This is a genomic window from Haloarcula laminariae (genome assembly GCF_025457605.1).
Taxonomy (GTDB): domain Archaea; phylum Halobacteriota; class Halobacteria; order Halobacteriales; family Haloarculaceae; genus Haloarcula; species Haloarcula laminariae.
In genome coordinates this window covers 1060335-1086385 of sequence record NZ_JAMZFY010000001.1, presented here as the reverse complement: position 1 = coordinate 1086385, position 26051 = coordinate 1060335, and the positions used below count along the sequence as shown (strand labels likewise).

Genomic DNA, 26051 nt, shown 5'->3' with positions numbered 1-26051 from the left:
GACCCCATAGCGGGGCCATGACAGTCCGGGGCGTCCTGCTGGACCTCGACGGAACGGTGTATCACGACGACAACCCGCTGCCCGGGGCGTCGGCGGCGGTCGACCGCCTGCGCGAACGGGGCCTCTCTATCCTGTTTTTCTCGAACAACCCGCTCCACGACGGCGAGGAGTACGTCGAGCGCCTGCAGTCCATGGGCGTCGACGCCCGCCCCGGCGAGGCCTGCTCCTCGGCCGTGGTCACGCGGGCGTACGTCGACGACCACCACGCCGGCGACGACGTGTTCGTCATCGGTTCGGACTCGATACGGGACCGCATCGACCGCGGCCGGGCGGCCGTTATCGAGGACCCCAGCGCCGCGGACGTCTTGCTCGCCTCCTGGACCGACGAGTTCCACTACGACGACATGGTCGACGCCCTGCGCGCGCTCGACACCGGCACCGTCTACCTGGGGACGGACCCGGACCCCACCTTCCCGGGACCGGACGGCCACCCGGTCCCCGGGACCGGCGCCGTCCTCCGGGCCATCACGGGCGTCACGGAGCGCGACCCCGACCGCGTGCTCGGCAAGCCGTCAGAGGTCGCCATCGAGGCGGCGCTCGACCGCATCGGTCACGAGCCCGAGGACATCCTCGTGGTCGGCGACCGACTGGAGACCGACATCATGCTCGGCGAGCGGGCGGGGATGGAGACGGCGCTGGTGATGACCGGCGTCACCGACGACGCGAAGCTCGCGGCCAGCGAGGTGAAGCCGGACCACGTGTTGGATTCGCTGGCCGACGTGGACGCTATTCTGGAGTAGCGCCGGCGGCCCGAAGCCGGTGGACCGCCCCGCCGGCGTCCCCGGTCGAACAGACCAGCAGCTCGCCCGCCGGCGTCCGGCCGAAGGAGAGGACACGAGAGCCGAGGCCGGAGACGGGCACCGTCGTCAGCGACCAGCCGTCGTCGCCCTCGGTCGCGACGAACAGTTGTCCGTCCGCGACGTAGTCGGCGAAGACGTACCGCCCCTGCAGGCGCGGGATATCTTGCCCATCGTACATCTGACCGCCGATGACGGAGATGCCGGTGACGCCGTCGCCGTCGTGGGGGTACTCGATGATGGGGTCGACGAGCGGGTCGCCGCTGGGGCCGGTCGTCGGGCACTCGTCGGTCCGGAAGCAGTGTGCCCCCTCGCGGACGTTCCACCCGTAGTTGCCGCCCCGCTCGACGACGTTTATCTCCTCGTACTTGTTCTGTCCCACGTCGGCGACGAACAGGCGGCCGTCCGGGCCGAAGGAGAACCGCCACGGGTTGCGAAAGCCCCAGGCGTACTGTTCGTCCAGGCCGGATTCGCCGACCAACGGGTTGTCCTCCGGGATGCCGTAAGGACGGTCGCTGTCGCCGCCTCTGTCCACGTCGATCCGGAGGAGGCTTCCCAGCAGGTTCTCGGTGATATCTTGCCCGTTGCCGCCCTCGACCGCGTCGTACCAGTCGTCGACGTGACCCCGACCCTGGTCGTTGGCCGCGCCGCCGTCGCCGACGGCGACGTAGAGGTAGCCGTCCGGCCCGAAGCCGATGGCGCCGGCGTTGTGGTTGCCCTGTGGTTCCGGGATTTCGAGCAGGATACGCTCGCTCCCCTTGTCGAGCCGTCCGTCGGAAATCCGGAACTCCGAGAGGACGAACGTGTGCGAGTAGTTCGACGGCATCCGCTCGCGCAGGGGCGCGCTGTAGCGGACGTACAGCCGACCCGAGCCGTCGTACTCGGGGTGGAACGCGATACCGAGCAGCCCCTTCTCGCCGCCCGGCTCGGCCATCCGGTCGGTCAGGTCGGCGGTCGCCGACGGGGACGCGCCGGCCGATTTGACGTACGTCAGTGTCCCGAACTGGTCGGCGACGAAGTACCCCCCGGCGCTCGGGGCGGCCACGTCGACCGGGGCCCGAAACCCGCTTGCGACCGTATCGCCGGCCAGTTCAAGTCCCTCGAGGGGCCCCGCCGGTGTGCTGGTAGATTCGGACGACGAACAGCCCGCCAGCGCCGCTACGGAGAGGGTCGCACCGGCGAGAAACTGCCTGCGGGTCGGCGTGTGCATACCGGGACGTACGGCGGCGTGGACTTGAACCACCCGACTCGTGGCGCCGCGGGTCCAGAAATAAACGCTAAACAACGGGAGAGTGTCTCCCTGTCGAATTCTTTATTGGCCGGGTTGTGCAACCGACAGTATGGTCGACAAAGCCGAACTCCGCGAGCAGTTCACCGAGGCGTTCCAGGACGCAGACTACCCGGTCTCCAGCCCGATGGAGCTCGTCCCGGCGCTGCCGGCCGGTCCGTCGACGAAGTTCGAGTCTGGCGAGTTCTCGATGACTGCGATGGAGCTAAACACCAAACTCGAGGGGGAGTTCCCCTACGAGAGCGTCGACGACTTCGTCGACGACGTGATGTCGTCGCTCGAATCCAAGGACCTCATCTAGGGACGGCCAGTACCGCGACCGTGACGGCGATGCCGAGACCCAACAGCGCGTAGTTCGCCAGCGTGTTGTCGGCCCGGCAGACGCCGGCAGTGTAGTGCCGGTCCGAGACCGGCCAGAAGGGCGTGATTCCCATCGGCGTGATGGCGTCGGCGAGCAGATGCGAGACGATAGCGGCGGTGCCGACGACGAACCCGACGGCACCGACCTCGACGGCTGTCCCGAAGCCCGCGGTCGGTCCGAGGGAGACGCCGACAGCGGCCACGGCCGCGCCCACGGCGAGTGCGAAGCCGAGCGTGTGCGTGACCCCCCGATGGGCGACCCCGGGGAGCCGCTGGTCGACGTCGGGCAGCGTGGCAAGCGCCAGCGAGACCGCGCCGCCGCCGACCGCGAGCGCCGGCCGCCCCAGCAGTGACAGCGCGAGCCCCAGCGGCGCGTAGACGACGAGCGCGGCCCCCTGGTGTCCCAGCCGATACATACCGAACGATTGGCTCCCGACGTCCCCTAAACTGTCGGTTCGGTGGCGAGGCTTATGTGGCCGGCGCGGCAAGTGAGGGCATGTTACTGCCGGCGGTCGTCGAGACGCTCATTGCGACTTTCGGACCGTTCCTGATTCCGGCGACCCTGTTCGTGCTCGGAGCGATCGGCTACCTGTGTCTCTATCTGGTCACCCGCGCCCGTCACGAGACCTACACCGACGACGGGCCCTGACCCACGTAGGCGACGGGCCGTCCGAATAATTGTTTCGAACCAGCATACTTTTGCATTAGACTAGTCTAATCCTTCGTATGTTGAGCGCGAAGATGGAGGACTATCTGAAGGCGATCTACCGGCTCGAACGGGAGGGCGACCCGCCCGTGGCCACCTCGACCATCGCCGAAACCCTCGACGTGACGCCCCCGACGGCGACGAGCATGGTCGAGACGCTCGCCGACCGCGACCTCCTCGAGCGCGAGAAGTACAAGGGCGTCACGCTGACGGCCGAGGGCGAGACGGTCGCCCTCGAGGTCATCCGCCACCACCGACTGCTGGAGACGTTTCTCACCGAGAAGCTGGGATACGACTGGTCGACCGTCCACGAGGAAGCCGAGATTCTGGAACACCACATCAGCGAGGAGTTCGAGCGCCGCGTGGCCGCCGCGCTTGACGACCCCGAGGTCGACCCCCACGGCGACCCGATTCCCAGCGACACGTTGGACCCCATCGACGACAGCTCGGCGTCGGCCCTGGCCGACCACGGCGAGGGGAGCCGCCTGCGCGTCGCCCGCGTCCGCGACCGCGACCCCGAGGAGCTGACCTATCTGGACGGGGCCGGCATCCGCCCGGGCATCGAACTCGTCGTCGAGGAAGTGGCCCCGATAGGGCTGGTGACGGTCCGACTGAACAGCGGCGAGACGGTGGCGCTGCCCGACCACATCGCCGACGCCATCCAGGTCCGCAACCCCAAGGACGCCGCAGAAGAGGTGAGCGGGGCGTGAGTGAGGCCACGTGGCTCGGCGTCGTCGCCATCGCCGCCGGCGCACAGCTGGCCGTCCTGCCGGGCGAGAAGGTCCAGTTCATCATCGCGGGCCTCTCCACGCGCTACCACCCGGCGATGGTCGTCGCCGCCGCCGGCACCGCGTTCGCCGGCTGGACGGCGCTCGAGGTCTGGCTCGGCAGCGCCGTCACCGGACTGCTGCCGGGCATCTACCTCGACGCGCTGACGGCAGCGCTCTTCGTCCTCTTCGCGTACCTGCTGGTCAGGACCGCACCGGAAAAGGACGCCCCCGACAAGGAGGCCGCCACGGGCGCCCTGACCGACGGCGGCGAACTCGACGTGCGCGTCCCCTACGTCGACTGGCAGGTGCCGAACAGGCTCGGTGGGTTTCTCCCAATCTTCGCGATGATGGCCTTCGGCGAGTTCGGCGACAAGACCCAGCTCATCACCATCTCGCTGGCCGCCCAGTACCCCGCTTTCGGGACGGCCATCTGGACCGGCGAGATGCTCGCCATCATCCCCGTCAGCATCGCCAACGCGCTGTTTTTCCACGCGTTCTCCCACCGCTTCGACCTGCGGAATGCCCACCTCGTCGGCGCCGGCCTGTTCTGCTTTTTCGCCGCCGACTTCGCGCTGAAGGTGGTCGCGGGGGTCTCGCTGTGGGAGACCGTCGTCACCGCGATAGCGAACGCGCTGCCGCTCTGAGTTTCGGAACGGAGAACGAAGCGTATCTTAACTTTCGACTCGAAGGTTTTCGGATCCAGAGACTTACCGAAGAAAGTGACAAACCGCATCAACGGGTAGCCCCTACTAGCATACAAGATGAGTGACCACACTATCCGCCTGGAACTAACGGGCATGAGCTGTGCGAACTGCTCGGGGACCATCGAGGACCGCGTCGGCGACCTCGACGGCGTCTCGTCGGTCGACGCGAACTACGCCACGGACGAGGGCAGCGTCACCTACGACCCCGAACGGGTGTCGCTCGGCGACATCGTCGACGCGGTACAGGACGCCGGCTACGGCGTCGACACCGAGACGACGACTGTCGGCATCACGGACATGTCGTGTGCGAACTGCGCCGAGACGAACGCGGCGGCGCTGGAGGGCGTCGAGGGCGTCGTCTCGGCGGACGTGAACTACGCGACCGACGAGGCACAGGTGACGTATCTCCCGTCGGTCACCTCGCTGTCGGACCTCTACGACGCCATCGAGGACGCCGGCTACTCGCCGGTCCGGGAGGACGGGGCAGACGGCGAGGACAGCGGCCAGTCCTCGGCCGACCGGCGCGACGCCGCCCGGGACGCGGAGGTACGGAAACAGCTCCGGCTCACCCTCTTCGGCGCCGCGCTCTCGCTCCCGCTGCTCCTCTTCATGGCCGACCACCTGCTCTCGCTGGGGCTGTTCGAGGCGACCCTGCTCGGGGTCCCGCTGGGCTGGGTCCAGTTCGCGCTCGCGACGCCGGTCCAGATAGCGCTGGGCAAGCCGTTCTACGAGAACGCCTACAACGCGCTCGTGAAGAACCGACGGGCCAACATGGACGTGCTCATCGCGCTGGGCTCCTCGACGGCGTACGGCTACTCCGTCGTCGCCCTGCTCGATATCATCGCCAGCACGGGGCTGTACTTCGATACGGCCGCCTTCATCCTCGTGTTCATCACGCTCGGCAACTACCTGGAGGCCCGCTCGAAGTCCCAGGCCGGCGCCGCCATCCGTGAGCTCCTGGAGATGGAGGCCGACACCGCTACCGTCGTCCGCGAGGACGGCACCGAGGTGGAGATTCCACTCTCGGACGTGGCGGTGGGCGACCGCCTGAAGGTCCGTCCCGGCGAGAAGATACCCACCGACGGCGTGGTCCGGGACGGCGGCAGTGCGGTCGACGAATCGATGGTCACCGGCGAGTCGGTCCCCGTCGAGAAGGGCGAGGGCGACGAGGTCATCGGCGCCACGGTCAACCAGAACGGCGTCCTCGAAATCGAGGCGACGAAGGTCGGCTCGGAGACGGCGCTCCAGCAGATCGTCGAGCGCGTCAAGCAGGCCCAGTCGCGCCAGCCCGACATCCAGAACGTCGCCGACCGCATCTCGGCCTATTTCGTCCCGGCGGTCATCGGCAACGCCCTGCTGTGGGCGGTCGTCTGGGCGCTGTTCCCCGAGGCGCTGGCCGGCTTCGTGGCTTCGCTCCCCGTCTGGGGCCTCGCGGCCGGCGGGCCGGCCGCCGTGGGCGTCTCCGAGTTCGCCGTCGTCGTCTTCGCCTCCGCCGTCCTCATCGCCTGCCCCTGCGCGCTGGGGCTGGCGACGCCCGCCGCGACGATGGTCGGGACCGCCATCGGCGCGCGCAACGGCGTCCTGTTCAAGGGCGGCGACGTGCTCGAAACGGTGCGGGACATCGACACCGTCGTCTTCGACAAGACCGGGACGCTGACCGAGGGCGCGATGGAGCTGACCGACGTCGAAGTCGTCGGTCCGGCCGCCGACGGCGGGGCCCTGGCAGAGCGCCCCGAGCTCACCGAGGCGTTCGTCCTCGAACTCGCCGCCAGCGCCGAGAGCGGCAGTGAGCACCCGCTCGCGGAGGCCATCGTCGAGGGCGCACGCGAGCGCGGCGTCGAATTCGAGGACGCCGAGTCCTTCGAGAACGTCCCGGGCCAGGGCGTCCGGGCGACCACCGAACACGGCGACGTGCTGGTCGGGAACCGCAAACTGCTCGAGGACAACGGCGTCGACACCGAGCCCGCCGAGGAGCGCATGGACGCCCTGGAACGGGAGGGGAAGACGGCGATGCTCGTCGCACTGTCCGCGCCGAGCGCGGGTAGCTTCGAGCTGGTCGGCGTCGTCGCCGACGCGGACACCGTCAAGGACAGCGCCAAGCGCGCCGTCGGCGACCTCCGCGAGCGCGGCCTGGACGTGTGGATGATAACCGGCGACAACGGGCGGACCGCCCGGGCGGTCGCCGAGCAGGTCGGCATCGACCCCGACAACGTCCAGGCCGAGGTGCTCCCCGAGGAGAAGGCCGCGGCCGTCGAGGGGATTCAGGACGACGGCAGCCGGGCGATGATGGTGGGCGACGGCGTCAACGACGCGCCCGCGCTGGCGACGGCCACCGTGGGGTGTGCCATCGGCTCGGGTACCGACGTGGCCATCGAGGCCGCCGACGTGACGCTGCTGCGTGACGACCCCGCCGACGTGTTGAAGGCCATCCGCATCTCCGAGGCCAGCCTCCGGAAGATAAAGCAGAACCTCTTCTGGGCGCTGGGGTACAACACGGTGATGATTCCGCTGGCTTCCCTGGGCCTGCTCCAGCCGGCGCTCGCGGCCGGGGCGATGGCGCTGTCGTCGGTGTCCGTGCTGGCAAACAGCCTCGTGTTCCGCCGGTACACGCCCGACACCGACTACGAGTTGCTCGGCTCGCTACGCCCGTGAGAGCGGCCGTCGCCCGGGCGTCCAGCCTGACGGATACCGGTGGCTCGCCGTAGCGGCGCGGTTCGTTGAACGGCGTAGCCGGTGATAACCCCCTGCAGTCCCCCGATTGGCGACAGTTCGACGCCGTCAGCCCGGTCCGTCGAACGGCGTGTCCGTGCGACGGAATAGCTGAGTCGGCATGAATCAGCAGGGTTATCAGCCGAATACACCAAAATAGCCCGTGAATCCGACTCGCCTTTTCGCGACATCTCTCATCAGCGCCACCGGCGTTGGGCTCAGTGCTATCGCCGGACGGGAGCTCCTTGACGGCCTCCCCGGAGTCGCTGGTCTGGTGGTCGCCGGTATGACGTTGCTGCTGGGGCTCGCGTTCATCGTGACCGGGCCCATCGCCTATCGAGCCGAGGTCCAGTCACAGCACCTCCTCCGGATTGCGGGGTGGAACACGCTCGGCGTGGTCGCCACGACAGCCGTACTCGCGCTGGTGTTTACGTTTCAGGCGGCCGCCGGCGGACGGGTGTCGGCACCCCTTCTGTCCGGTGCGATAATCGTCGGTGTCAGCGCGTTCGCCCACGTGCTCATCGGCTTCAACGACGTCCGCCGGATTCGTGCCCAGACCGTCGCCAGACAGCGACAGAAAGCGGCCGTTATCAATCGGTTCGTGCGACACGACCTCAAACACGCCGCACAGCTGTTGATCGGCTACGGCGAACACCTCTCGGACACCGGGACGACACACACGGCCGGCGAGACGGATATCGGCACCCGCATAATCGAGTTGGCCGACAGCCTGAGCAGTACCCAGTCCCAGATAGCTGTCGTGGACGAGCTACTCGACTCGGAGAGCACACTGCGGCCGGTGGACCTGGCGCCGCTGATTCAGGAGCGGGTCGCCGCGTTACAGGAGAGCCATCCCGCCGCGACTGTCGAGAACGACGTCGGGGCCGGGGCTACTGTGCTGGCCGGCTCTCACGTCGAGGTAGCGGTTCGGGAGCTGTTGGAGAACGCGTTCGTCTACAGCGGCGAGTCCCCCGAAATCACGATTGCGAGCGACCGGGCGGGGAGCACGCTCGAAGTGACCATCGACGACAGCGGGGACGGGTTCCCCGAGGAAGAGCTGTCCCTGATAAACGACGATGCCGTCGAGACACAGCTGGAACACAGCAACGGGCTCGGGCTCTGGCTCTCGAAGTGGGTCCTGGAGACGTACGACGGCGCACTCAGACTGCAAAACGACGCGGACGGCCAGGGCAGTACAGTGACCATGAAGTTGCCCTTGGCGGCCTGAGGTGACGAGGACCGGCCTGTGCCAATCACCCGATTCGCTGCCGCTGTGAGCGGCCGGCGCTGCTGAGGCCAGTAGTTCGCCTCTCCCGCTAGCTCTGATTTGGTCGGACACCGCAGTACAGCCCCATCCAGTACGTTCATACGAACAGAGCCCTCAGACACGGCCAGTGAGCGAGTCGCAGCCGTCCCGGGGGCGCCAGCCGTCCGGCCTCAGCGTTCGCCTGCGGGCGCTGTGGCGGGCCGTCGTCGTCGCCTGGCAGTTCGTTCCGTTCGTCTGGGGCTGGGCCAGGGACCGCAAGCGGTTCCTGCTTTTCGGCCGCTCCCGTGAGGTGACGAGCGACCAGCGCGTCAAGCGGGCGCGGCGGCTCAAGACGACGTTTCTGGACCTGGGACCGGCCTTCATCAAGCTCGGGCAGATGCTGTCGACGCGACCCGACGCCCTCCCCGGCGAGTACATCGAGGTCCTCTCGGAGCTACAGGACAAGGTCCCGCCCGAGCCGTGGGCGGAAATCGAGCCGGTGCTCGAAGCGGAACTGGGCGGGCCGGTCGGCGAGCGCTTCGAGGGCTTCGACACCGACCCCATCAGCGGCGCGTCGCTTGGCCAGGTGTACGAGGCGACCGTCGACGCGGAGCGCGTCGCGGTGAAAGTCCTCCGGCCCGGCATCCGCGAGCGCGTCGAGTCCGACCTCAGGGTGCTGGAGACGCTGACGCCGGTCCTGGCCCGCGGGGCGGAGCCGGCACAGGCCTACACGCTGGAGAACCTGAGCGAGGAGTTCGCAGTCACCATCCGCGAGGAGATGGACTACGCCCACGAGGCCCGGATGCTCGGCGAGATAGGGGCGAGCTTTGCGGACCGCGACGACGTGGCCATCCCGGAGGTCGTCGCGAGCCACTCGACGGACCGCGTGGTGACGATGACGTATCTCGACGGGGTGAAGATAGACGACGTGGCCCGCATCGACGAGCGGGGCGTCGACCGCGGCGAGCTGGTCCAGCGGCTGGAGGAGGTGTACATCCAGATGATAGTCGAGGACGGCCGGTTCCACGCGGACCCCCACCCCGGAAACCTCGCCGTGCAGGACGACGGGACCCTGGTGTTCTACGACTTCGGGATGACCGGTCGGCTGGGGCCGCGGACCCGCGAGCAGCTGATGGAGTTCTACGTCGGGCTGGCGACCGACGACGTGGACCGGGTGATGGACGCATTCGTCGCGATGGGAGCGCTGGACCCGGCGGCGAACCGCGAGGTGATGGCCGAGGCCTTCGAGATAGTCATCGAGCAGTTCCGCGGCGAGGACATCAGCGAGTACCGCGTCGAACAGCTCGTCGGCCAGTTCGAGAGCCAGCTCTACGAGTTCCCGATGCGCCTGCCGCAGGACCTGGCGCTCGTGGTTCGGGTGACGACGGTACTGGAGGGGGTCTGTCGCACGCTCGACCCCGACTTCGACTTCATCGAGATAATCACCGACTACGTGATGGAACAGGGCGGGGCCGACGCGGGCAATGCGATTCGCGAGGAGATTCAGGAGACCGTCACCCGGGGTGCCCGGTCGCTCGTGACGACGGCCCCCCGTGCCGAGCGGGCCCTGGACATCGCCCAGCGCGGGGAGTTGACGCTGGAGACCGTGCTCAGGGACGGCGAGGGCCTCGCCCGGCAGATGGCCCGGCGGCTGCTGTTGGGTTTCGTCGCGGCCGCCGGCATCCCCGTGGCGGCGCTTTTCTACGTCGACGCGTCGCTCCCGCCGATGGCGCTGGCGCTTGGCGTGAGCGGGCTCTCGCTGGCGGTGCTGGCCTGGTCGTTCCGCCGCTCGCGCGGCAGCAGTCTCGCCACCCCGCAGTTCACGCGCCACGAGATGGGGCGGCGGGAGGGCGGGGAGTAATCAGACCAGCAGTTGCACGTCGGCGTCGGCCATGTGCCGGAGCGCCGTCGCCGCGCCCACGTCGGTCGTCACGCCGTCGTAGAACGCCTCGTGGTCGTAGTCGAACAGTTCCGTCGTCATCTCGCAGGCCTGGAGGTCCACGCCCATCGCCAGACTCGTCTCGACGAGCTCCTCGATAGTCGCGGTACCGTTGTCGGCTATCTCGCGGTTTAGGTACCACGTCGCCAGCGCGTCGCCGCCCGGAAGCGCACCTAGCAAGTTCGGCATCGGCATGTTCGGGTTGCCGACGGCGCTGACCTGCAGGTCCCGGGAGCGGTCCTCGTGGAGGATGTCGAGCCCCCAGAACGTGTGGAAGACGGTCACGTCCCAGCCGAAGGCCGCGGCGGTGCTGGCGAGTATGAGCGGCGGGTAAGCCATATCGAGCGAACCCTGGGTCGCGACGATGGTCATCGATTTGGGGCCATCGTCTCGGAGCGTGTCGACCTCTGCTTCGAGGTCCTCGATGCGTGCTTCGAGCGCGGCGACCTCGCCCGACGGGTCGGACGCGACGCCGTCGGCGGTCGCCGATTCGCTACTCATTCGCCCACCCGCTCGACGTAGTGGTGGTAGACGGTCCGCCCGTCCGCGGTCGATTCGGACTGGGCCAGTAGTTCGACGGTATCGAGTGAGTCCGCCCAGCCATCGATGTCGCTGACGGACCCCGAGTCGGTCGCGAGCACCTCCAGGACGTCCCCGACATCGATGTCATCGACCGCCTGTTTCGTTCGCACGACCGGCATCGGGCAGGACTCGCCGGTCACGTCTATTGTCTCGGCTACGTCGTCTGGTGTCGTATCGGCCGCCATTGTATTGTACTCTGTCTACAATACATTATCAGCCACGATAAACCTGCCGGACCCAAGAACCCGTTCCAAGCGTCGATAATCATATCTCGTGCATCAATCAGAAAACGGGGCATGCTCAATAAATCGTTATTTCGTAGGTTGTGCAATACACCCACAACACTTTTCAGTGCCACCGAGCTAGGTGCGATACAGAATGAGCGATAAACCGTTCCCGATACCCGACGACGTCGCGAGCATCGAGCCGACTGACCTCTATGACCGCCTGGACGACGGGGGGACCGTCGGCGTGCTCGATACGCGCACCCCGGACGATGTCGACGACTGGCGCATCGACGGCGAGGGCGTCGCCTTCGCGAACGTGCCGTACTACGAATTCCTCGACGGCGTCCCCGAGAGCGCACTCGAAGAACTACCGGCGGCGCGACCCCTCTACACCGTCTGTGCGAAGGGCCTATCGAGCAAATTCGTCGCCGATGTCCTCGACGAAGCGTACGTCGACGACGTGGTCGCGGTCGAGGACGGCATGGAGGGCTGGGAGCAGGTTCTCGCGAGTAACGAGCTGTCGGCCGACACGGACGCGACGGTGGTGCAGTTCTACCGTCCGTCCTCGGGCTGTCTCTCCTACCTCGTAGTCAACGACGGCGAGGCTCTCGTCGTGGACCCGCTGCACGCCTTCGCCGACGAGTACGTCGCCGCGGCCGAGGCCCACGGCGCCGAACTGGTCGCTGCCCTCGACACGCACGTCCACGCCGACCACGTCAGCGGAGTGCGAACGCTGGCGACCGAGTACGGTGTTCGGGCGGTCGTTCCGAACGCGGCCGACGCGCGCGGTATCGAGTACGACATCGCATACGACACGCTCGCAGACGGCGAGACGGTCGCTCTCGGCGACATCTCGGTCGAGGCCGTCCACGCTCCCGGCCACACGAGCGGAATGACCGCCTATCTCGTGGACGACGCCGTCGTACTGACCGGCGACGGCCTGTTCATCGAGAGCGTCGCCCGGCCGGACCTCGAAGACGGCGCCGAGGGTGCGCCAGCGGCCGCCGGACAGCTCTACGACACGCTCCAGGAACGGATTCTCACGCTCCCCGACGAGACGCTGGTTGCGCCGGGCCACGTCAGCGACGGGGCCGAGCAGGCCGACGACGGGAGTTTCACCGACACGCTCGGTGGTATCGCCGCGGCGATGCCCGCGCTCGACCGCGACAGGGAGTCGTTCGTCGAGTTCGTCCTCGCCGATATGCCGCCCCGCCCCGAGAACTACAGGGACATCATCGCGACCAACCTCGGCCAGCGGGCGCTGGACGACGACACCGCGGCCGAACTGGAACGGGGCCCGAACAACTGCGCTGCCACCACCGACGCGATGACGGGGCGGTAGATGCTCGCCGAGACGCTCCTGCCAAACGGCTGGCTCCACTACCTGCTTGGCGGCCTGTTCATCGGCGCCGGCACCGTCGTCATCTACGCGACGACCGGCATCACTGCGGGCGCGAGCACGTTCCTGGAGTCCACGCTGTCGTACGTCTCGAAGCGGTCGCGATTCCAGCAGTTCCGCTTCACTTCGACCCGTGACTGGCGGGTGGTGTTCACGCTGGGTATCGTGCTCGGCGGCGCCATCTACGGGCTCACCGTCGGCGAGTTCGGCTGGACCACGGAGGTCCAGTGGTGGCGCTTGCTGTTCGGCGGCGTCCTCGTCGGCGTCGGCACGCGGCTCGGCAAGGGCTGTACCTCCGGTCACGGAGTCTGTGGCGTGGGCTCGCTCTCGGAGACCTCGCTGGTGAACGTCGCCACGTTCGTCGGCATTGCCATCGGGACCGCACAGGTCGTCATGGCGCTTGGGGTGACACCGTAATGGCGGAAGAGACACGATCGGACGGCGAGCGTCACCCGCTGTTCATGCCGGCCATCCTGCTGGGCGGGGTCGTCTTCGGGTTCGGCCTCGGACTGAGTCGGATGTACCGCCCTGAGGTCGTCTTACGATTTCTCCAGCTCTCGGACATGGGACTCCTGCTCGTGATGGGCGGGGCCAGTGCCGTTGCGGGCATTGCCTTCGCCGTGCTGTCCAGGACAGGGCGGTCGGCACCGCTCACCGGCGCCCAGTTCGGCAAGCGCGTGAAGTCGCTGGACCGGAACGTCGTGCTCGGCGGCGGCATCTTCGGGGTCGGCTGGGGCGTCTCGGGCATCTGTCCCGGCGCGGCCTACGCCAGCCTCGGGGTCGGTAACGTCACCATCGTCTACGCGCTGGTCGGGATGTTCGCCGGGGCCTACCTGCAGGGGTACGTCCGGTCGACCGACGACACCGGAGCCGCGGAGGTGCCGTCGTGAGCGACACCACTTTTCCCCGCAGCGGCCGGAGGACGAGCTAATGCCCGAAGCCATCCGCACCCAGCTCGAAGCGGACGTCCAGTGTGACTACCTGCTCGACTGTTTCCACGGTCTGACGGAGCTCGACCGCACCTGTTTCGAGCGTCTGGTCGCGAGTAGCGAGGCGCTGACGGTCGACGATCTCGCCGAGCGTGTCGACCGCGACCGGACCACGGCCTACCGTTCAGTACAGCGCCTGTTGGAGGCTGACCTCGTCGAACAACGCCAGGTCAGCGGCGACGGCAGCAGCTACCACCACGTCTACGAGCCCCGCGACCCCGACGCTATCGCCGACCAGATGCAGCGGGAGCTCAACGACTACTACGCGAAGATGGGACAGCTCATCCACGAATTCAGGGATAAGTTCGGTGAGGAATCGGGATGAGCGACTACGACGACCAGCGAGACCAGCCCGAGCAGTTCGACCCCAGTGGCGAGCGCGAACGGCGCCTCGGCGCGGGGTTGTTCGAGCGGGAGATGGGGCCAAGCTCCTCGTTGGCTCATCTCTACCGCGGCGAGGTCCACCGGATGACCCGCTGGCGCGAACGGCTCGACCGGACGACCAACTGGGCGGTGACGGTCATCGCGGCTATCCTCACGTGGGCCTTCTCGGACCCGGCTAACCCACACTACCTGGTACTCGTGGGACTGGTCACGCTCGGCGTCTTCCTCGGCATCGAGGCCCACCGGTACCGCGGGTTCGACGTGTGGCGCTCCCGGGTCAGGCTCGTCCAGGAGAACGTCTGGGCGCCCGGACTGGACCCGAGCCGCGACGTAAGCGACCGGGAGTGGCGACGGAAGCTGAGTGACGACTACCGCCAGCCGACGGTGAAGATACCCTTCGAGGAAGCCCTGGCCCACCGGCTTCGGCGGGTGTATCTGGCGCTCTTTTCCGTCGTGAACGCCGCGTGGATCATCCGCGTGACCGCGTTCGCCGGCGGGGCCGACTGGCCGGCGAGCGCGGCCATCGGAATGGTGCCGGGGGCCGTCGTCACGGCCGCCGTCGCGCTCGTCTACCTCGCCGGTGTCGTCATCGCGGTCCGACCCCGGGAGTGGCACTCCCGGTCGGAACTGCGGACGGAGCAGATAGACGACTGGCAGCAGCCGTAGTTGCCCTGTTCTAGAAGGGCTCGTGGCTCCCTCCGGTCACCGCTGTGCTCCGTCGAGGGACCTCCTTTCAGTCGGTCCCTCGCTATAACTCGCCCTCGCGAGCCATCGTCCGAATCTCGTCGGCCCGCTCGCGAATCCCGGCCCACTCTTCCTCGCCCTTGTTGTCGACGTGGCTGTACATCAGTCCCATCCGGTGGTTCGATCGGAGTTCGTCCTCGTTGCGGTCCAGGAACTCCCAGTACAGCGCGTTGAACGGACAGGCCCCCTCGCCGGTGGTCTTGGTCTTGTAGTAGGGACAGCCCGAGCAGTAGTCGCTCATCTTGTCGACGTAGTTGGCCGAGGCGGCGTACGGTTTCGTCGCGAAGACGCCGGCGCCGTACAGCCCCATCTCGACGACGTTCGGCGTCGTCACCCAGTGGAAGGCGTCGACGTAGGCCGCGTGGAACCACCGGTTCAGTCGCTCGGGCTCGACGCCGTAGACGAGCCCGAAGTTCGCCAGTAGCATCAGGCGCTCGATGTGGTGGGAGTAGCCCCGCTTGCGGACGCCGTCGACCACGTCCGAGAGACAGGCCATGTCGGTGTCGCCGGTCCAGTAGAACTCCGGCAGCGCCTCCTGGGCGTCCAGCTGATTGGCCCCCGCCAGCTCGGGCATCTCGCGGCGGTAGACGTGGCGCAGGAACTCCCGCCAGCCGAGCACCTGCCGGACGAACCCCTCGACGCTGTTGAGCGGCGCGTCGCCGGTCTCGTAGGCCCCGATAGCGCGCTCGATGACCTCCTCGGGGCCGAGCAGGCCGAGGTTCAGCGACGTCGACAGCAGGCTGTGGCTCATCGCCCACGCCTCGCCCCGCATGGCGTCCTGATACGGGCCGAAGTCGGCCAGCCGATAGGTGACGAAGTGGTCGAGCGCCCGCACCGCCTGCCGGCGGGTCACCGGCCAGCGGAACGGTTCGGGGTCGGCCCAGTCGCCGCCGTATGGCGGCCCGTCGTAGCCGCCGGCGAACGTCTCCGCGACCCACTCGGCAGTCTCGGTGACCGTTTCGCCGTGGTCGAACGTGGGCGGGTCGGCGGGCGTCCACTCCCCGGGCGGCGTCTCCCGGTTCCGGTCGTCGTAGTTCCACTCCCCGCCGACGGGGTCGCCGCCGTCCATCAGGTAGCCCGTCTCGCGCCGCATGAACCGATAGAAGTCCTCGTGGCGATAGCGGCCCCCGCTCGCCCACGCGTCGAACCGGTCGGGCGAACAGAGGAACCGCTCGTCGGGGACGAACTGGACAGTTCCGCCGGCGTCGGCGACGAGCGAGCGGAGACGCTCGCGGGCAGCGTCGGTCTGTGGCTCGGTCGTCACCAGGTCGTCGTCGGGATGCTCGTCGAGGTGGGCGGCGAGCCCGTCCGCGAACGTCTCGGCCCGGCGGTAGTGGACGGTCCGGCCGGACTCCCGGACCGCGTCCCTGAATTCCCGCATCGCCGCGAACACGAGCGTCAGCTTGTGCGGGTGGTAGGGTAGCTTGCGGGCGAACGACTCGGCCTCGACGAGGAGCAACGGCTCGTCGGGTCGGCGGGAGAGCGGCCCGCGGTGTCTGAGGAGGTGGTCGCCCCGGAGCCACACCGTCATCGCAGCCCTCGCATGGGGTCGGCTTCCGGCGCGAACACCATGAACACACACCCGAACTAGGTAGGGACTGTCCGGAGTAGGTTTTCACACCGTTCGCCGCACGACCTGTCACGTGGACCCGGACGGAGAACGACAGCGGTCACTACGTCGTCCACGCTTCTTTCGCGAACGGGCAGCCCGTGCTTTCGTCCGACGGATGCCGTCGTCGGGTCGGTCGTCACCGGTCGAGCGAGGCGGCGCGGTCGCTGGCGTACAACGAGTACGCGATGACGGCGAACCCTGCGGCGGTGACAGCGGTCTCGAAGAGCAGCGCCGTCCCCACCGAGAAGCCGAACAGTTGGTCCGCGACGCCGGCCAGTAGTGACCCGAACGTGACCGTACCAAAGCCGACGGCGAGGTACGTCAGCGACCGGGACCCGGTCTTCGATGCGGCCTTGGCGGCGAAGTACGTGATGAGGCCGCCAAGCAGTAGCGTCACAGTCTTGAGTCCGACGACGATGGGCGAGATTTGACCGTTCATAGTTCCTCACTGATACGCGACCACAGGAGCGCCAACCGCTCGTCGGCGGATTTCCGCGGGCGGACACACTCGACGTCGAAGGCGTCCTCGCCGACGAGCGGAACGAAGACGCCCGTCGTATCGCGGACGTAGGTGGTGGTGTGGTGGCCGTCCGGACGCAGATCCGTCTCCTCGGCCACCAGGCCCGCCTCGCTCAGTTGCTGGAGTTTGCGGTACGTGCTGGTCTGGGGGAGGTCACACGCCTCCGCGACGGCGCTGGCGGGCAGTGGCTCCTCGACGGCCGCGAGGATGTCGCGGCAGTCGGGGTCGGCTAACGCCTCGAACAGGGCTTGGTCGTCGATGTCGTCTCCACTCACGGGGGCCTCCTGCGGGCGGCGGGGGACAGTCCGCTCGGCGTGGTATCGGACGGCACGGCTGTGAATCTACCGGTCACGGCTAGCGACTACCCGGCTCGTGATACTTGGATGAGATAGTAAGCACCGTGTCCCGATTTCCAGAATGTGGAAAGCGGGGGGATATTTTAGGCCGTATTCAGTCCTATCTGTCGGCGTGATGCAACGACCCTCCAGTCGCCGCGAGTTCCTCCTGAGTACAGCGGTGGCCGGCGTCGGCGCTACCGCCGGCTGCCTGGTTAGCGGTTCCTCGGACAGCTCCGAGTCGACATCGACCGAAACGCCGGAGCAAACGCCGCCCGACGACCTCGACGCGTGGCTCGAAGAGGCCAACGGCTACGACGGTGAGACGCGCCGGTTCGGCCCGGACGGGCGGGCGACCGTCGCCGTCGGGGAGGACGGGAACGCCTTCTCGCCGGTCGCCATCGAGGTCCCACCGATGACCGCCGTCCAGTGGGACTGGACCGGCCACGGCGGCCAGCACAACGTCGTCGCGCTCGACGGGACCTTCGACAGCGGGAACACGAACGCACAGGCCGGCACGAGCTACGAGTTCTTCTTCGAGGAACCCGGCGAGTACGCCTTCGTGAGCGAACCCGACGACGGGATGCGCGGGGCCGTCATCGTCGCGGAACCCCCGTCGACGGGGTACGATGCCGTCGACGAATGGCTGGCCGGGACGAGCAACTTCGACGGGACAGTCGCCGACCGAACGGACGGCGCCGCCGCCACCGTCCGCGTCGGCACCGAGGGCAACGGCGGCCTGTTCGCCTTCGACCCGCCCGCGCTCCGCATCACCACCGGGACGACCGTCCAGTGGGAGTGGACCGGCGAGGGCAGCAGCCACAACGTCACCTTCGAAGACGCCGACATCGACTCCGGCGAGGTCACCTCGGAACCGGGTACCACCTTCGAGCACACCTTCGAGGAGACGGGCCAGTACCGCTACTCCTGTCTCCCCCACCGGGGCGTCGGGATGAAGGGCGCTGTCATCGTCGAGTAGACGGCCACCTCGTATCGGTTCATACCACGTCTCGTTCGTTCCTCGCGTCCGCTCCTCACAGAACGAGCGTGGCGGGAGTGAGCGAAACCGGCGGTTTCGCGAACGTCGAACGACGACGGAGTCGTCGCTCGGGACTTGAACCACGGTCGGACGTGCTCGCCACGCTGCGTGCGACCCCGCTGATTAGAATCCCGCCATGCCGGTTCGAGGCCGACTCGCTGCGCTCGTCGACACTCTGCACGGGCGTGGCGGGATTCGAACCCGCGCTCTAGGGGTTAGGAACCCCTCACCCTCGTCCACTAGGCCACACGCCCGCCTGGATACGAAAACTGAGAAAGCCGGTTAGTTGCTGCTGGATTCGGTCGTCGTCTCGTCGGTCGTGACGGAGTCGGTCTCGGAGGCGGCCCCGGTCTCCGAGGTGGCTCCGGCCTCGTCGGCGCTCGACGACTCGCTCGGACTCGCGCCCTCGCGCATCTCCTCGAGTTCCTGCTCTACTTCCTCGCGCCCCTTCTGGAACTCGCCCATCGCCTCGCCGGTCGAGCGAGCGAGCTTCGGAATCTTGTTGGCGCCAAACAGGAGCACGGCGATGAGGAGGATGACTAGCAGCTCCACCCCACCGGGAACTCCGGGGAACAGTGGTACGATGGTCCCTGACATTGTGATGGGTACTTACGTGGTCGCTATTATAGTCTTTTTGTCTGGTACCCCGATTTCGGAACGGTGTTTTACAGGGGATGAAATCGCCAATATCGGCGTTTCGAGCAGGCAGCCACACCCCGCGATATCAACCTTTTGTCGCCTCTGGTTTGCCGGCGCGAGGGACGGCCAGCCACTACTGCTGGACGAGCCTGGCGGTGACGTCGTCGAGCCAGTCGGGCACGTCGAGGTCGGCGAGCGTGCCGTCGCGCCAGGTCGTCACCACCTCCGTCTCGCCGTCGCGCGTGAGATCTATCTGCCACTTGCGGCCGTCCTCGGCCGTGATGTTGAACCGGGCGCCGCCGTTCGCCAGCGTGGAGACGTGTTCGACCGTCACCTCGATGCCGGTGTAGACCTCCATCGTATCGGGCATGGCTGGTCCTATGCGCCGGCGACTATTTAAAGGACACCGGGAGGGCTGCCCGGACCACCGGACTCATCCGTCTCGGGCCCGGAGCCCGCGGTATGATTGCAGTCGGCGACACAGCTCCGGAGTTCACAGCACCGCTCGCGAACGGCGACGTAGACGAGGTATCCCTCTCCGAGGCGGTCGCGGACGGGCCGGTCGTCCTGGCGTTCTTCCCGGGCGCGTTCACGAGCGTCTGCAGCCACGAGATGGAGTCCTTCGACGACCGGCTCGGCGAGTTCGCGGACGCGGGGGTCACCGTCTACGGGGTGAGCATCGACACGCCGTTCGCCCAGAACGCCTTCCGCGAGGAGCTCGAACTGGAGTTCGACCTCATCAGTGACACCGAGCGCGACATCGTCGACGCCTACGACATCGCGATGGACTTCACGGCACTTGGCGTCCACAACCTCGCCAAGCGGGCGGTGTTCGTCGTCGACGAGGACCCGACCGTCACCTACGCCTGGGTCACCGACGACCCCGGCGTCGAACCCGACTACGACGAGGTCATCGAAGCCGCACAAGGCGCCTGAAAGCCCGGATTTTTCTCGCTGGCCGTATTGGGTGTGCGTATGAGCGAGACTGACGAGGAGGCGGGCGGCCGTATCTACGACCCCGAGGCCGACCACGCGTTCCCCGACGAGCGCGTCAACGACGTGCTCGATATGCTGGCCGCCGACGAGGAAGTGCAGGCGTATCTCGAAGCCCAGAACGTCAACCCCGTGGCCCGCAAGCGCTACAACGACCACGGGACCAAACACATCAGCATCGTCCGCAACAGGGCGCTGTGTCTCTACGACCTGCTCAAGCGGGGCGGCGTTGACTTCAACGGCGCGGCCCAGCAGGGTCTTGCGGAGGCCGACGAAGCCGTCATCGTCGCGCTGGCGGCGACGCTGCACGACATCGGCCACGTCGTCCACCGCGACGACCACCCCTACTACTCGATTCCGCTGGCCGCCGACCTGCTCGACCGACTGCTCGAAGGGTACTACGACGTCGACGAGCGCGTCCGGGTGAAAGGCGAGGTCCTCCACGCCATCCTCTGTCACCACACCGAGGAGGAGCCGCTGACGCTGGAGGCCGGTGTCGTCCGCGTCGCCGACGCCCTGGACATGGAGCGGGGGCGCTCGCGCATCCCCTACGAGCAGGGCGGCCGGGGTATCAACACCGTCTCCAGCCAGGCCATCGAGAAGGTGACGCTCGAACCCGGCGACGACTACCCGGTGCTGGTCGAAATCGAGATGAACAACGCCGCCGGGGTCTACCAGGTCGACAACCTCCTGAAGGCGAAACTCCACGGTTCCGGGCTGGAGGAGACCATCCGCATCGTGGCGCTCAACAGCCACGAGAACGGGGACCGAATCGTCGAGCGAATCGAACTCTGACCCCGGGAACGTGTGAGCGACATAACTGTTTAGTACCGGCGAACCCTACCCGTGTGCATGAGTCTCATCCCCCTCGGTGAGCCGCGGGGTGACGGGCCGGAGAACGGGCGAGACGGTCCGGACGACGAGCCGCTCGTCACCCGGCTGCTGTCCGGGCTGCGGGCCGTGGTACTGGCGCTTCCCGGCGCCTCGACGCTGGCGAGCGAGCCGGCCAGTGACCAGCCCGACCCGGCGGTCGACGCCGCCGACCGCGACACGTCACCCGACCGGAACGCGCCGGCCGCGCTCCCCGGGAGAGCCGGGAGCGAAGTCGAAGTAGTCAGTACCGAGGCCGACGACACGCTCACCGTCGAAGCTGTCGACAACCCCGACGCCACCATCAGCTCGGACACCTGGGAACCAATCGAGCGGTAGCCGGCGTTGCACACGGCACGTGTCCTCTTCGCGAGTTCCGCCCAGTAGAACGCGGCGGCCGGGTGGGAGCAAACACGAAGCGCCCGTGAACACCGACTGGCGCAGCCGGTCGGAATTTGAAACCCGAAACTCGCTTCGCTCGTCTCGTGCGATTCAAATCCCTCAGTTCAGCATTTGCTGCTCGCGGTTTGCTCGCAGCAAAATGCGGCGGCCGGGATTTGAACCCGGGCCATGAGCTTGGAAGGCTCAGGTCCTACCACTAGACCACCGCCGCTCACTTCGTTCGCGGCGTCGTTCGCAGTTCCTGCGGGACTGCTCACCACCGCCGCATGCTCGCGTCGCTCGCATGCGCCGAGGTTCGCGAATCCATCGGACTCGCTCACCACCGCCGCGTAGTCTGCTCACGGCCGGTCGCTACTGGAAAGCGGGCCGTGAGGCGAGCGTGTTACGGAATAGACCCAAGGTGATTAAGGACCTTTCCCTTCGGACCGGACGACGGCGTAGCAGTTGCCGCTGGAAATCTCGAACGACACCGTCGCCAGGCCGCTACGGTCCAGTGCCCGCCGGAACTCCGCCGGGGCGTAGATGTGGTAGAACCGGGGCACCGTCTCGCCGCCGGGAAGCGTCCAGTCGACGGTGGTGTCGAAGCCGGTCTCGGCGTCTTCGGAGGTGTCGAAGCGGTCGTGGGCCGTGCTCCAGACGCTGACCAGCGCCCGACCGCCGGGGGAGAGCACCCGGGCGAGTTCGTCCAGGCTCGCGCCCCGGTCGGCGGCCGAGGGGAGGTGGTGGAGGGTCGCGACGTAGACGGCCAAGTCAACGGTGTCGTCGGCCAGGGGCAGGCGAGCGGCGTCCCCGAGGGCGAGCGCGGTACGGTCACCGACGCGCTCGGCGGCCGCCGAAAGCAGCGCCCGGGACGCGTCGAGCCCGACGACCCGGTCGGCCACGTCGGCGAGCAGGGCGGAATGGCGGCCGTTGCCGCAGCCGATATCGAGGGCCGTCCCGCAGGTCGGAGCGTCCGCGACGAAGGACTCGACCTCCGGCCAGGCGTACTCGCGGGTCTTCGAGAAGTGGGCGCCGATTCGCTCGTAGGTCTCGCGGACGGCGGCCCGGGAGCGGTCCATGTGGAGTGGTGGGAACGGCCCTCGCTTACCGCTTTCGACCGTCAGCGTCGCGCGACCGCCGACCGGATAGGCCCGATATCGGGCGTCCCCGCGTCGCGGTCGGGCTCGGGGTCCGCCCACGCGAACTCGACGCGACACCGGGTGTCGACGAGAAAGGCCGCCCGCCGCGTCGAACCGTCGGGTCGCTGGACACCGAACTGGTCGTCGACGCCGGGGTGGTCGACCAACAGCGGGAACGGAAGGTCGAGGTCGGCGGCGAACTGCCGGTGGTCCGTGACGGTGCCGGGAGCGACGCCGAGGACGGCGATAGCGTCGGTCAGGTCGCCCCACTCCGTGTCCCGCAGCGCTTCCAAATAGGCGGTACAGCGCGGCTCGAAGTCGGCGGTGTAGAACGCGACTACCACCGGCGCCTGCCGAGCGGCCGCCGAGAGCCGGTAGGCGCCGGTCGTCGCTCCGTCCGTTCCGTCGAGGTCGAAATCCGGCGCCGGCTCACCCGTCTCGAGCATACCGTCGAAAGGTGCCGCCGGGGAAAAAGCCGTTCGCCGTCTCAGTCAGCCATCGTCTCGTGGTCGGCCGTCCCTTTGTGGGGCTCGACCGGCGTCACGAGCTTGTACCCGCCGTAGAGCGCCAGCACGAGTAGCCCGGCCAGCACCAGCCCGGTCCGGAGCGCCGGGTCGATCATCGGCGTCGCAACGACTTCGCCGGCGTCGTTGGTCACCGGTGCCGCGCCGTACGCCGGTCCGGCGAGTATCTCGACGATGCCCAGCCCTGCGATGCCAAGCAACATCAGTCCGCTGCTCAATGCCATAGCCGCCTTGTCGATAGTGTTAGTCATTTTTTGTCACCTCGTTAGCCCAGTAGGTACCGGAGCCGCGGTTGCTGCTTGACGAACTGGAACCGCTCGATGATAGCGTCGAGACCGTAGTACCGGCCCGCGCCGACCACGATGATCGTCACGAACAGCAGTAGCCCCATCAGGTCCCCGTTGACCAGTCCGTGGCCGAACTCGGCGTTCCCGATCCAGAACAGGGCCATGAAGAAGACCCCGCCGGCCGCGGCCAGTCGGGTGAGCACGCCGGCCATCACCGCGAGCCCGATGAGCGTCTCGAACAGCGGGACGCCGGGCTCGATGAGCCACGCCAGGTTGTTCCCCATCCACACCGGGATCGGGCCCAGCGCCGTTCCGGTCATCTGTTTGAGGTAGGCCGGCCCGTAGGTGTAGGCCAGCCCGTCCTCGAGGAGCTTGGTGACGCCGGAGTGGAAGAACCACCACCCGGTCACAAGCCGAAGGAAGCCCAGCCAGTAGGCCGTCCACGGACCGTCCAGTGCGAGCTCGAAATCCTCAGTCAGGGGGTTGGTTGCTTGGTAGGACATCGGTGCCTCACATATGAACATGTGCGTCCCATCAGTATATATGCGGCCGCAGGTTCCCAGAGAGTGAGAACGATTTTGAGGAGGTAAGAACGCTCATACCGCCGGGTTCGTCGACGACCGACATCTACCTTCGAGCGGCGTTACGGGAGGCAGTTACGATCGGGAGGGCGGTAGCCATCAGCGTACGTCTCCGGGGGCCGGACCACCGTGAGGTTCAAACGCCCCTCGGAACTACCACGGGTAATGGCAATCGAGCTTGAGGGTACCCACACCACGGCGCGCGTGTTGGTCGAGGACGAGTCGCTGGTCGAGGAGGGGTGTATGGAGCAGATACAGACCCTCATCGACCACCCCGCCTTCACTGAGCCGGTGCGCATCATGCCCGACACGCACTGGGGGGCGGGCGCGCCAATCGGCTTCACGATGCCGCTGGCCGACCGCGTCGTCCCCAACATCGTCGGCGTGGACGTGGGCTGTGGGATGGCGGCGACGAACCTGGGGCAGACGCTCCCGCTCGACGACGCCGAACGCGAGCGTCGCGTACGCGAGGCCGTTCCCATGGGCCGGTCGGTCCACGACTACGACGACGCGCCCCACCTCGTCTCCGAGTTCCCCTTCGAGCGAGCCAACGAGGTGTTCGAGCAGTTCGACGCGGCCTTCGCCGACCGCTTCGGCGAGCACATCGACCCCATCGAGTTCGAGTTCGACGGCTACGACGCAGACTACTTCGAGGCCCTCTGTGACCGCGTCCTGGCCGACCAGCGCCAGGGGATGGACCACGTTATCAAGAGCGCCGGGACGCTGGGCGGGGGGAACCACTTCGTGGAGTTCGCGCAGGGCCGGGAGTCGGGCGACTACTGGCTCGTCGTCCACAGCGGCTCCCGGTACCTTGGTATGTCCGTCGCCCAATACTGGCAGTCGACCGCGACCGACCGGCGAGCAGTCGGCGATATCCGGGGGGAGATTCCCGACGAGTACACCGAGTACCTGAAGTTCGACCCCGACACCGTCGAGTCACGCGACCTCTACACCTGGGTCACCGGCGGGATGGGCGAGTCCTACATCGACAAGGAGCGCCTGCGCCGGGAACTCGACGGGAGTGACATCGAGGACGCCTTCGACAAGTTGGGGCGACTCCAGGAGGCCGTCCGTGACGACCTCGGGGATGACGACCGGAACGAGGACCTCGACTGGCTCGAAGGCCGTGAGGCACACGGCTACTACGTCGACATGCTCTTCGCCCAGCAGTACGCCCGCTGGAACCGCGAGCTGATGAGCGACGCCATCTGTGACGCGCTGGGCGTCGAGCCGGTCGAGCGGTTCCAGTCCATCCACAACTACATCGACTTCAGGGATTTGACCGTCCGGAAAGGCGCGACGCCGGCCCGCGAGGGCCAGCAGCTCGTCGTCCCGTTCAACATGGCGGAGGGGTCGGTCATCGCCCGCGGGCTGGGCAACGACGAGTGGCACCGGACCGCCCCCCACGGGGCCGGTCGAGTGATGAGCCGGCGGCGGGCCCACGACATCGTCGACATGGACGAGTTCGCGGCGGCCATGGACGGCGTCTACTCGGAGTCGGTCGTCGAGGGCGTCCGCGACGAGGCCCCGATGGCCTACAAGGACGCCGAGCGCATCGCCGACGCACTCGCCCCAACCGCCGAGGTCGTCGAGTGGCTCGACCCGGTCCACAACCTGAAGTCGACGGACTGAGCGGGTCCGGCGGCGCGGCCGCGGTTTCGTGGGCCGGTGGGTAACGAACGCGCTGTACGCTTCCCCACGGCCCCGGATTGGCACGCCGGCCGACAGGCGTACCGTCGGCCGATGTTCGGATTGGGAGGTGCTGTTCGACCACGCGCGCGACAAGCGATATTTGTTCCCGCCCCGTAGGGCCGATATGACCATCCTGGTCGCCGTCGCCGACGACGAGGCCTCGTCCCGCGTCATCGACACGGCCGTGGCGCTCGGTTCGGGACTAAACGTGCCGCTGTACGTGGTTCACCTGGTCGACGACGCCGACGCGGACCGGGCCGCCGAACGGATGCGCGACGAGCTCACGGAGCGACTGGCCGGCGAGCCGGTCGAAGCCACCGTCAGCCTGGAGTACGTGGGCCGGCACGGCCGCCGTCCCGGCACCCGCATCGCCAGCGAACTGCTCGAGATAGCCGAGGACGTCGACATCAGCCACATCGTCATGGGCCACGAGGCGAAGGGGCTGGGCGGGCGGCTGCGCAGCGGCGACGCCGCCTTCGCCGTAGTCAACGAAACGGCGGTCCCGGTCACCGTCGTCCCGCCCGTTGCGGACTGA

32 protein-coding genes and 2 tRNA genes are annotated in these 26051 nt (G+C 67.7%); 19 read left to right on the top strand and 15 right to left on the bottom strand.

Annotated features, from left to right (window positions below):
* Nucleotides 1–17 precede the first annotated feature (17 nt).
* Entirely contained in the window at nucleotides 18–800 is a 783-nt protein-coding gene (locus NJQ98_RS05765) for an HAD-IIA family hydrolase (RefSeq protein ID WP_262176841.1), read from the top strand.
* Here NJQ98_RS05765 and NJQ98_RS05760 read toward each other — a convergent pair.
* The gene (locus NJQ98_RS05760; RefSeq protein WP_262176838.1) at nucleotides 787–2067 is read right to left on the bottom strand and encodes a PQQ-dependent sugar dehydrogenase; all 1281 of its coding nucleotides are present in this window, start codon (nucleotides 2065–2067) and stop codon (nucleotides 787–789) included. The genes NJQ98_RS05765 and NJQ98_RS05760 overlap by 14 nt on opposite strands.
* 130 nt (nucleotides 2068–2197) lie before the next feature.
* Between NJQ98_RS05760 and NJQ98_RS05755 the strand changes: the two genes are divergently transcribed.
* Nucleotides 2198–2446, top strand: a complete 249-nt coding sequence (locus tag NJQ98_RS05755) for an MTH865 family protein (protein WP_262176834.1) — start codon at nucleotides 2198–2200, stop codon at nucleotides 2444–2446.
* Here NJQ98_RS05755 and NJQ98_RS05750 read toward each other — a convergent pair.
* Complete coding sequence (locus tag NJQ98_RS05750; protein WP_262176830.1) at nucleotides 2439–2921, bottom strand: metal-dependent hydrolase; 483 nt, start codon at nucleotides 2919–2921, stop codon at nucleotides 2439–2441. The genes NJQ98_RS05755 and NJQ98_RS05750 overlap by 8 nt on opposite strands.
* 80 nt (nucleotides 2922–3001) lie before the next feature.
* Here NJQ98_RS05750 and NJQ98_RS05745 point away from each other — a divergent pair, with 80 nt between their 5' ends.
* From NJQ98_RS05745 to NJQ98_RS05720, 6 genes are all read left to right on the top strand, one after another.
* A complete protein-coding gene (locus NJQ98_RS05745; protein WP_262176827.1) occupies nucleotides 3002–3154 on the top strand; it encodes a hypothetical protein in 153 nt (50 codons plus the stop codon).
* A 77-nt stretch (nucleotides 3155–3231) separates the two neighbouring features.
* On the top strand, nucleotides 3232–3921 hold the full coding sequence (locus tag NJQ98_RS05740; protein ID WP_262176824.1) for a metal-dependent transcriptional regulator: 690 nt from the start codon (nucleotides 3232–3234) through the stop codon (nucleotides 3919–3921).
* Nucleotides 3918–4625 carry a TMEM165/GDT1 family protein gene (locus NJQ98_RS05735; RefSeq protein WP_262176821.1) on the top strand — a complete coding sequence of 236 codons (708 nt, stop codon included), beginning with the start codon at nucleotides 3918–3920 and terminating at the stop codon, nucleotides 4623–4625. The genes NJQ98_RS05740 and NJQ98_RS05735 overlap by 4 nt, the downstream gene beginning before the upstream one ends.
* A 117-nt stretch (nucleotides 4626–4742) precedes the next feature.
* The gene (locus NJQ98_RS05730; protein WP_262176818.1) at nucleotides 4743–7337 is read left to right on the top strand and encodes a heavy metal translocating P-type ATPase; all 2595 of its coding nucleotides are present in this window, start codon (nucleotides 4743–4745) and stop codon (nucleotides 7335–7337) included.
* 343 nt (nucleotides 7338–7680) lie between these two features.
* On the top strand, nucleotides 7681–8622 hold the full coding sequence (locus NJQ98_RS05725) for a sensor histidine kinase (RefSeq protein WP_348533552.1): 942 nt from the start codon (nucleotides 7681–7683) through the stop codon (nucleotides 8620–8622).
* A 166-nt stretch (nucleotides 8623–8788) separates the two neighbouring features.
* The gene (locus tag NJQ98_RS05720) at nucleotides 8789–10501 is read left to right on the top strand and encodes an ABC1 kinase family protein (RefSeq protein WP_262176814.1); all 1713 of its coding nucleotides are present in this window, start codon (nucleotides 8789–8791) and stop codon (nucleotides 10499–10501) included.
* Here NJQ98_RS05720 and NJQ98_RS05715 read toward each other — a convergent pair whose 3' ends face one another.
* Both NJQ98_RS05715 and NJQ98_RS05710 read right to left on the bottom strand, forming a co-directional pair.
* A complete protein-coding gene (locus NJQ98_RS05715) occupies nucleotides 10502–11080 on the bottom strand; it encodes a DsrE/DsrF/DrsH-like family protein (protein ID WP_262176812.1) in 579 nt (192 codons plus the stop codon).
* Nucleotides 11077–11346 (bottom strand): sulfurtransferase TusA family protein, encoded by a 270-nt coding sequence (locus NJQ98_RS05710; RefSeq protein WP_262176810.1) that lies wholly within the window; start codon nucleotides 11344–11346, stop codon nucleotides 11077–11079. Before NJQ98_RS05710 ends, NJQ98_RS05715 begins: the two co-directional genes overlap by 4 nt.
* A 193-nt stretch (nucleotides 11347–11539) precedes the next feature.
* Between NJQ98_RS05710 and NJQ98_RS05705 the strand changes: the two genes are divergently transcribed.
* Genes NJQ98_RS05705 through NJQ98_RS05685 form a run of 5 tightly spaced genes read left to right on the top strand, consistent with a single transcriptional unit; the run spans nucleotide 11540 to nucleotide 14826 of the window.
* Nucleotides 11540–12730 carry an MBL fold metallo-hydrolase gene (locus NJQ98_RS05705; RefSeq protein ID WP_262176805.1) on the top strand — a complete coding sequence of 397 codons (1191 nt, stop codon included), beginning with the start codon at nucleotides 11540–11542 and terminating at the stop codon, nucleotides 12728–12730.
* Nucleotides 12731–13204: a YeeE/YedE family protein gene (locus NJQ98_RS05700; protein WP_262176801.1), complete on the top strand. Its 474-nt coding sequence runs from the start codon at nucleotides 12731–12733 to the stop codon at nucleotides 13202–13204.
* Nucleotides 13204–13677 carry a DUF6691 family protein gene (locus NJQ98_RS05695; protein WP_262176800.1) on the top strand — a complete coding sequence of 158 codons (474 nt, stop codon included), beginning with the start codon at nucleotides 13204–13206 and terminating at the stop codon, nucleotides 13675–13677. The genes NJQ98_RS05700 and NJQ98_RS05695 overlap by 1 nt, the downstream gene beginning before the upstream one ends.
* Before the next feature lie 40 nt (nucleotides 13678–13717).
* Nucleotides 13718–14101, top strand: a complete 384-nt coding sequence (locus NJQ98_RS05690; protein ID WP_262176798.1) for a helix-turn-helix domain-containing protein — start codon at nucleotides 13718–13720, stop codon at nucleotides 14099–14101.
* The gene (locus NJQ98_RS05685) at nucleotides 14098–14826 is read left to right on the top strand and encodes a DUF2270 domain-containing protein (protein ID WP_262176795.1); all 729 of its coding nucleotides are present in this window, start codon (nucleotides 14098–14100) and stop codon (nucleotides 14824–14826) included. The genes NJQ98_RS05690 and NJQ98_RS05685 overlap by 4 nt, the downstream gene beginning before the upstream one ends.
* 82 nt (nucleotides 14827–14908) lie before the next feature.
* On the opposite strand, the gene NJQ98_RS05680 is transcribed toward NJQ98_RS05685, so the two are convergent.
* From NJQ98_RS05680 to NJQ98_RS05670, 3 genes are all read right to left on the bottom strand, one after another.
* Nucleotides 14909–16435 carry a cryptochrome/photolyase family protein gene (locus NJQ98_RS05680; RefSeq protein ID WP_262176792.1) on the bottom strand — a complete coding sequence of 509 codons (1527 nt, stop codon included), beginning with the start codon at nucleotides 16433–16435 and terminating at the stop codon, nucleotides 14909–14911.
* A gap of 217 nt (nucleotides 16436–16652) precedes the next feature.
* Nucleotides 16653–16955 (bottom strand): DUF7521 family protein, encoded by a 303-nt coding sequence (locus NJQ98_RS05675; protein ID WP_262176787.1) that lies wholly within the window; start codon nucleotides 16953–16955, stop codon nucleotides 16653–16655.
* Nucleotides 16952–17311: an ArsR/SmtB family transcription factor gene (locus NJQ98_RS05670; RefSeq protein ID WP_262176784.1), complete on the bottom strand. Its 360-nt coding sequence runs from the start codon at nucleotides 17309–17311 to the stop codon at nucleotides 16952–16954. Before NJQ98_RS05670 ends, NJQ98_RS05675 begins: the two co-directional genes overlap by 4 nt.
* A 196-nt stretch (nucleotides 17312–17507) precedes the next feature.
* On the opposite strand from NJQ98_RS05670, the gene NJQ98_RS05665 reads away from it, so the two are divergent.
* Nucleotides 17508–18350 carry a halocyanin domain-containing protein gene (locus NJQ98_RS05665; protein WP_262176779.1) on the top strand — a complete coding sequence of 281 codons (843 nt, stop codon included), beginning with the start codon at nucleotides 17508–17510 and terminating at the stop codon, nucleotides 18348–18350.
* Between the two features lie 240 nt (nucleotides 18351–18590).
* Here the strand turns inward: NJQ98_RS05665 and NJQ98_RS05660 are convergent.
* The 3 genes from NJQ98_RS05660 to NJQ98_RS05650 all read right to left on the bottom strand — a co-directional run bounded on the left by NJQ98_RS05660 (nucleotide 18591) and on the right by NJQ98_RS05650 (nucleotide 19419).
* A tRNA-Arg gene (locus NJQ98_RS05660) sits at nucleotides 18591–18664 on the bottom strand.
* 28 nt (nucleotides 18665–18692) lie between these two features.
* Nucleotides 18693–19007 carry a twin-arginine translocase TatA/TatE family subunit gene (gene tatA, locus NJQ98_RS05655; protein ID WP_262176775.1) on the bottom strand — a complete coding sequence of 105 codons (315 nt, stop codon included), beginning with the start codon at nucleotides 19005–19007 and terminating at the stop codon, nucleotides 18693–18695.
* A gap of 175 nt (nucleotides 19008–19182) precedes the next feature.
* On the bottom strand, nucleotides 19183–19419 hold the full coding sequence (locus tag NJQ98_RS05650; RefSeq protein WP_262176772.1) for a hypothetical protein: 237 nt from the start codon (nucleotides 19417–19419) through the stop codon (nucleotides 19183–19185).
* A gap of 92 nt (nucleotides 19420–19511) precedes the next feature.
* On the opposite strand from NJQ98_RS05650, the gene NJQ98_RS05645 reads away from it, so the two are divergent.
* The 3 genes from NJQ98_RS05645 to NJQ98_RS05635 are packed head-to-tail and all read left to right on the top strand — an operon-like array spanning nucleotide 19512 to nucleotide 21251.
* Nucleotides 19512–19985, top strand: a complete 474-nt coding sequence (locus NJQ98_RS05645) for a redoxin domain-containing protein (RefSeq protein WP_262176768.1) — start codon at nucleotides 19512–19514, stop codon at nucleotides 19983–19985.
* 39 nt (nucleotides 19986–20024) lie between these two features.
* Entirely contained in the window at nucleotides 20025–20837 is an 813-nt protein-coding gene (locus tag NJQ98_RS05640) for an HD domain-containing protein (protein WP_262176765.1), read from the top strand.
* A 57-nt stretch (nucleotides 20838–20894) separates the two neighbouring features.
* On the top strand, nucleotides 20895–21251 hold the full coding sequence (locus NJQ98_RS05635) for a hypothetical protein (RefSeq protein WP_262176763.1): 357 nt from the start codon (nucleotides 20895–20897) through the stop codon (nucleotides 21249–21251).
* A gap of 203 nt (nucleotides 21252–21454) precedes the next feature.
* Here NJQ98_RS05635 and NJQ98_RS05630 read toward each other — a convergent pair.
* From NJQ98_RS05630 to NJQ98_RS05610, 5 genes are all read right to left on the bottom strand, one after another.
* Nucleotides 21455–21525: transfer RNA gene (locus tag NJQ98_RS05630), tRNA-Gly, on the bottom strand.
* Between the two features lie 193 nt (nucleotides 21526–21718).
* On the bottom strand, nucleotides 21719–22372 hold the full coding sequence (locus NJQ98_RS05625; RefSeq protein ID WP_262176761.1) for a class I SAM-dependent methyltransferase: 654 nt from the start codon (nucleotides 22370–22372) through the stop codon (nucleotides 21719–21721).
* Nucleotides 22373–22413: 41 nt separating this feature from the next.
* A complete protein-coding gene (locus NJQ98_RS05620; protein WP_262176759.1) occupies nucleotides 22414–22878 on the bottom strand; it encodes a redoxin domain-containing protein in 465 nt (154 codons plus the stop codon).
* 41 nt (nucleotides 22879–22919) lie between these two features.
* Nucleotides 22920–23180 carry a hypothetical protein gene (locus tag NJQ98_RS05615; RefSeq protein ID WP_262176756.1) on the bottom strand — a complete coding sequence of 87 codons (261 nt, stop codon included), beginning with the start codon at nucleotides 23178–23180 and terminating at the stop codon, nucleotides 22920–22922.
* Between the two features lie 41 nt (nucleotides 23181–23221).
* Nucleotides 23222–23746 (bottom strand): DoxX family protein, encoded by a 525-nt coding sequence (locus tag NJQ98_RS05610; RefSeq protein WP_262176752.1) that lies wholly within the window; start codon nucleotides 23744–23746, stop codon nucleotides 23222–23224.
* Nucleotides 23747–23989: 243 nt separating this feature from the next.
* Between NJQ98_RS05610 and NJQ98_RS05605 the strand changes: the two genes are divergently transcribed.
* Both NJQ98_RS05605 and NJQ98_RS05600 read left to right on the top strand, forming a co-directional pair.
* Complete coding sequence (locus NJQ98_RS05605; RefSeq protein WP_262176749.1) at nucleotides 23990–25456, top strand: RtcB family protein; 1467 nt, start codon at nucleotides 23990–23992, stop codon at nucleotides 25454–25456.
* A gap of 184 nt (nucleotides 25457–25640) precedes the next feature.
* Nucleotides 25641–26051 (top strand): universal stress protein, encoded by a 411-nt coding sequence (locus NJQ98_RS05600; RefSeq protein ID WP_262176745.1) that lies wholly within the window; start codon nucleotides 25641–25643, stop codon nucleotides 26049–26051.

Coding starts and splice junctions, on each gene's coding strand:
- NJQ98_RS05645 (WP_262176768.1), top strand. CDS start 19,512: ATGATTGCAGTCGGCGACACAGCTCCGGAGTTCACAGCACCGCTCGCG.
- NJQ98_RS05765 (WP_262176841.1), top strand. CDS start 18: ATGACAGTCCGGGGCGTCCTGCTGGACCTCGACGGAACGGTGTATCAC.
- NJQ98_RS05725 (WP_348533552.1), top strand. CDS start 7,681: ATGACGTTGCTGCTGGGGCTCGCGTTCATCGTGACCGGGCCCATCGCC.
- NJQ98_RS05610 (WP_262176752.1), bottom strand. CDS start 23,746: ATGTCCTACCAAGCAACCAACCCCCTGACTGAGGATTTCGAGCTCGCA.
- NJQ98_RS05675 (WP_262176787.1), bottom strand. CDS start 16,955: ATGAACGGTCAAATCTCGCCCATCGTCGTCGGACTCAAGACTGTGACG.
- NJQ98_RS05755 (WP_262176834.1), top strand. CDS start 2,198: ATGGTCGACAAAGCCGAACTCCGCGAGCAGTTCACCGAGGCGTTCCAG.
- NJQ98_RS05740 (WP_262176824.1), top strand. CDS start 3,232: ATGTTGAGCGCGAAGATGGAGGACTATCTGAAGGCGATCTACCGGCTC.
- NJQ98_RS05625 (WP_262176761.1), bottom strand. CDS start 22,372: ATGGACCGCTCCCGGGCCGCCGTCCGCGAGACCTACGAGCGAATCGGC.
- NJQ98_RS05640 (WP_262176765.1), top strand. CDS start 20,025: ATGAGCGAGACTGACGAGGAGGCGGGCGGCCGTATCTACGACCCCGAG.
- NJQ98_RS05685 (WP_262176795.1), top strand. CDS start 14,098: ATGAGCGACTACGACGACCAGCGAGACCAGCCCGAGCAGTTCGACCCC.
- NJQ98_RS05710 (WP_262176810.1), bottom strand. CDS start 11,346: ATGGCGGCCGATACGACACCAGACGACGTAGCCGAGACAATAGACGTG.
- NJQ98_RS05695 (WP_262176800.1), top strand. CDS start 13,204: ATGGCGGAAGAGACACGATCGGACGGCGAGCGTCACCCGCTGTTCATG.
- NJQ98_RS05745 (WP_262176827.1), top strand. CDS start 3,002: ATGTTACTGCCGGCGGTCGTCGAGACGCTCATTGCGACTTTCGGACCG.
- NJQ98_RS05605 (WP_262176749.1), top strand. CDS start 23,990: ATGGCAATCGAGCTTGAGGGTACCCACACCACGGCGCGCGTGTTGGTC.
- NJQ98_RS05680 (WP_262176792.1), bottom strand. CDS start 16,435: ATGACGGTGTGGCTCCGGGGCGACCACCTCCTCAGACACCGCGGGCCG.
- NJQ98_RS05690 (WP_262176798.1), top strand. CDS start 13,718: ATGCCCGAAGCCATCCGCACCCAGCTCGAAGCGGACGTCCAGTGTGAC.
- NJQ98_RS05715 (WP_262176812.1), bottom strand. CDS start 11,080: ATGAGTAGCGAATCGGCGACCGCCGACGGCGTCGCGTCCGACCCGTCG.
- NJQ98_RS05615 (WP_262176756.1), bottom strand. CDS start 23,180: ATGGCATTGAGCAGCGGACTGATGTTGCTTGGCATCGCAGGGCTGGGC.
- NJQ98_RS05635 (WP_262176763.1), top strand. CDS start 20,895: ATGAGTCTCATCCCCCTCGGTGAGCCGCGGGGTGACGGGCCGGAGAAC.
- NJQ98_RS05700 (WP_262176801.1), top strand. CDS start 12,731: ATGCTCGCCGAGACGCTCCTGCCAAACGGCTGGCTCCACTACCTGCTT.
- NJQ98_RS05705 (WP_262176805.1), top strand. CDS start 11,540: ATGAGCGATAAACCGTTCCCGATACCCGACGACGTCGCGAGCATCGAG.
- NJQ98_RS05600 (WP_262176745.1), top strand. CDS start 25,641: ATGACCATCCTGGTCGCCGTCGCCGACGACGAGGCCTCGTCCCGCGTC.
- NJQ98_RS05750 (WP_262176830.1), bottom strand. CDS start 2,921: ATGTATCGGCTGGGACACCAGGGGGCCGCGCTCGTCGTCTACGCGCCG.
- NJQ98_RS05730 (WP_262176818.1), top strand. CDS start 4,743: ATGAGTGACCACACTATCCGCCTGGAACTAACGGGCATGAGCTGTGCG.
- NJQ98_RS05760 (WP_262176838.1), bottom strand. CDS start 2,067: ATGCACACGCCGACCCGCAGGCAGTTTCTCGCCGGTGCGACCCTCTCC.
- tatA (WP_262176775.1), bottom strand. CDS start 19,007: ATGTCAGGGACCATCGTACCACTGTTCCCCGGAGTTCCCGGTGGGGTG.
- NJQ98_RS05665 (WP_262176779.1), top strand. CDS start 17,508: ATGCAACGACCCTCCAGTCGCCGCGAGTTCCTCCTGAGTACAGCGGTG.
- NJQ98_RS05650 (WP_262176772.1), bottom strand. CDS start 19,419: ATGCCCGATACGATGGAGGTCTACACCGGCATCGAGGTGACGGTCGAA.
- NJQ98_RS05620 (WP_262176759.1), bottom strand. CDS start 22,878: ATGCTCGAGACGGGTGAGCCGGCGCCGGATTTCGACCTCGACGGAACG.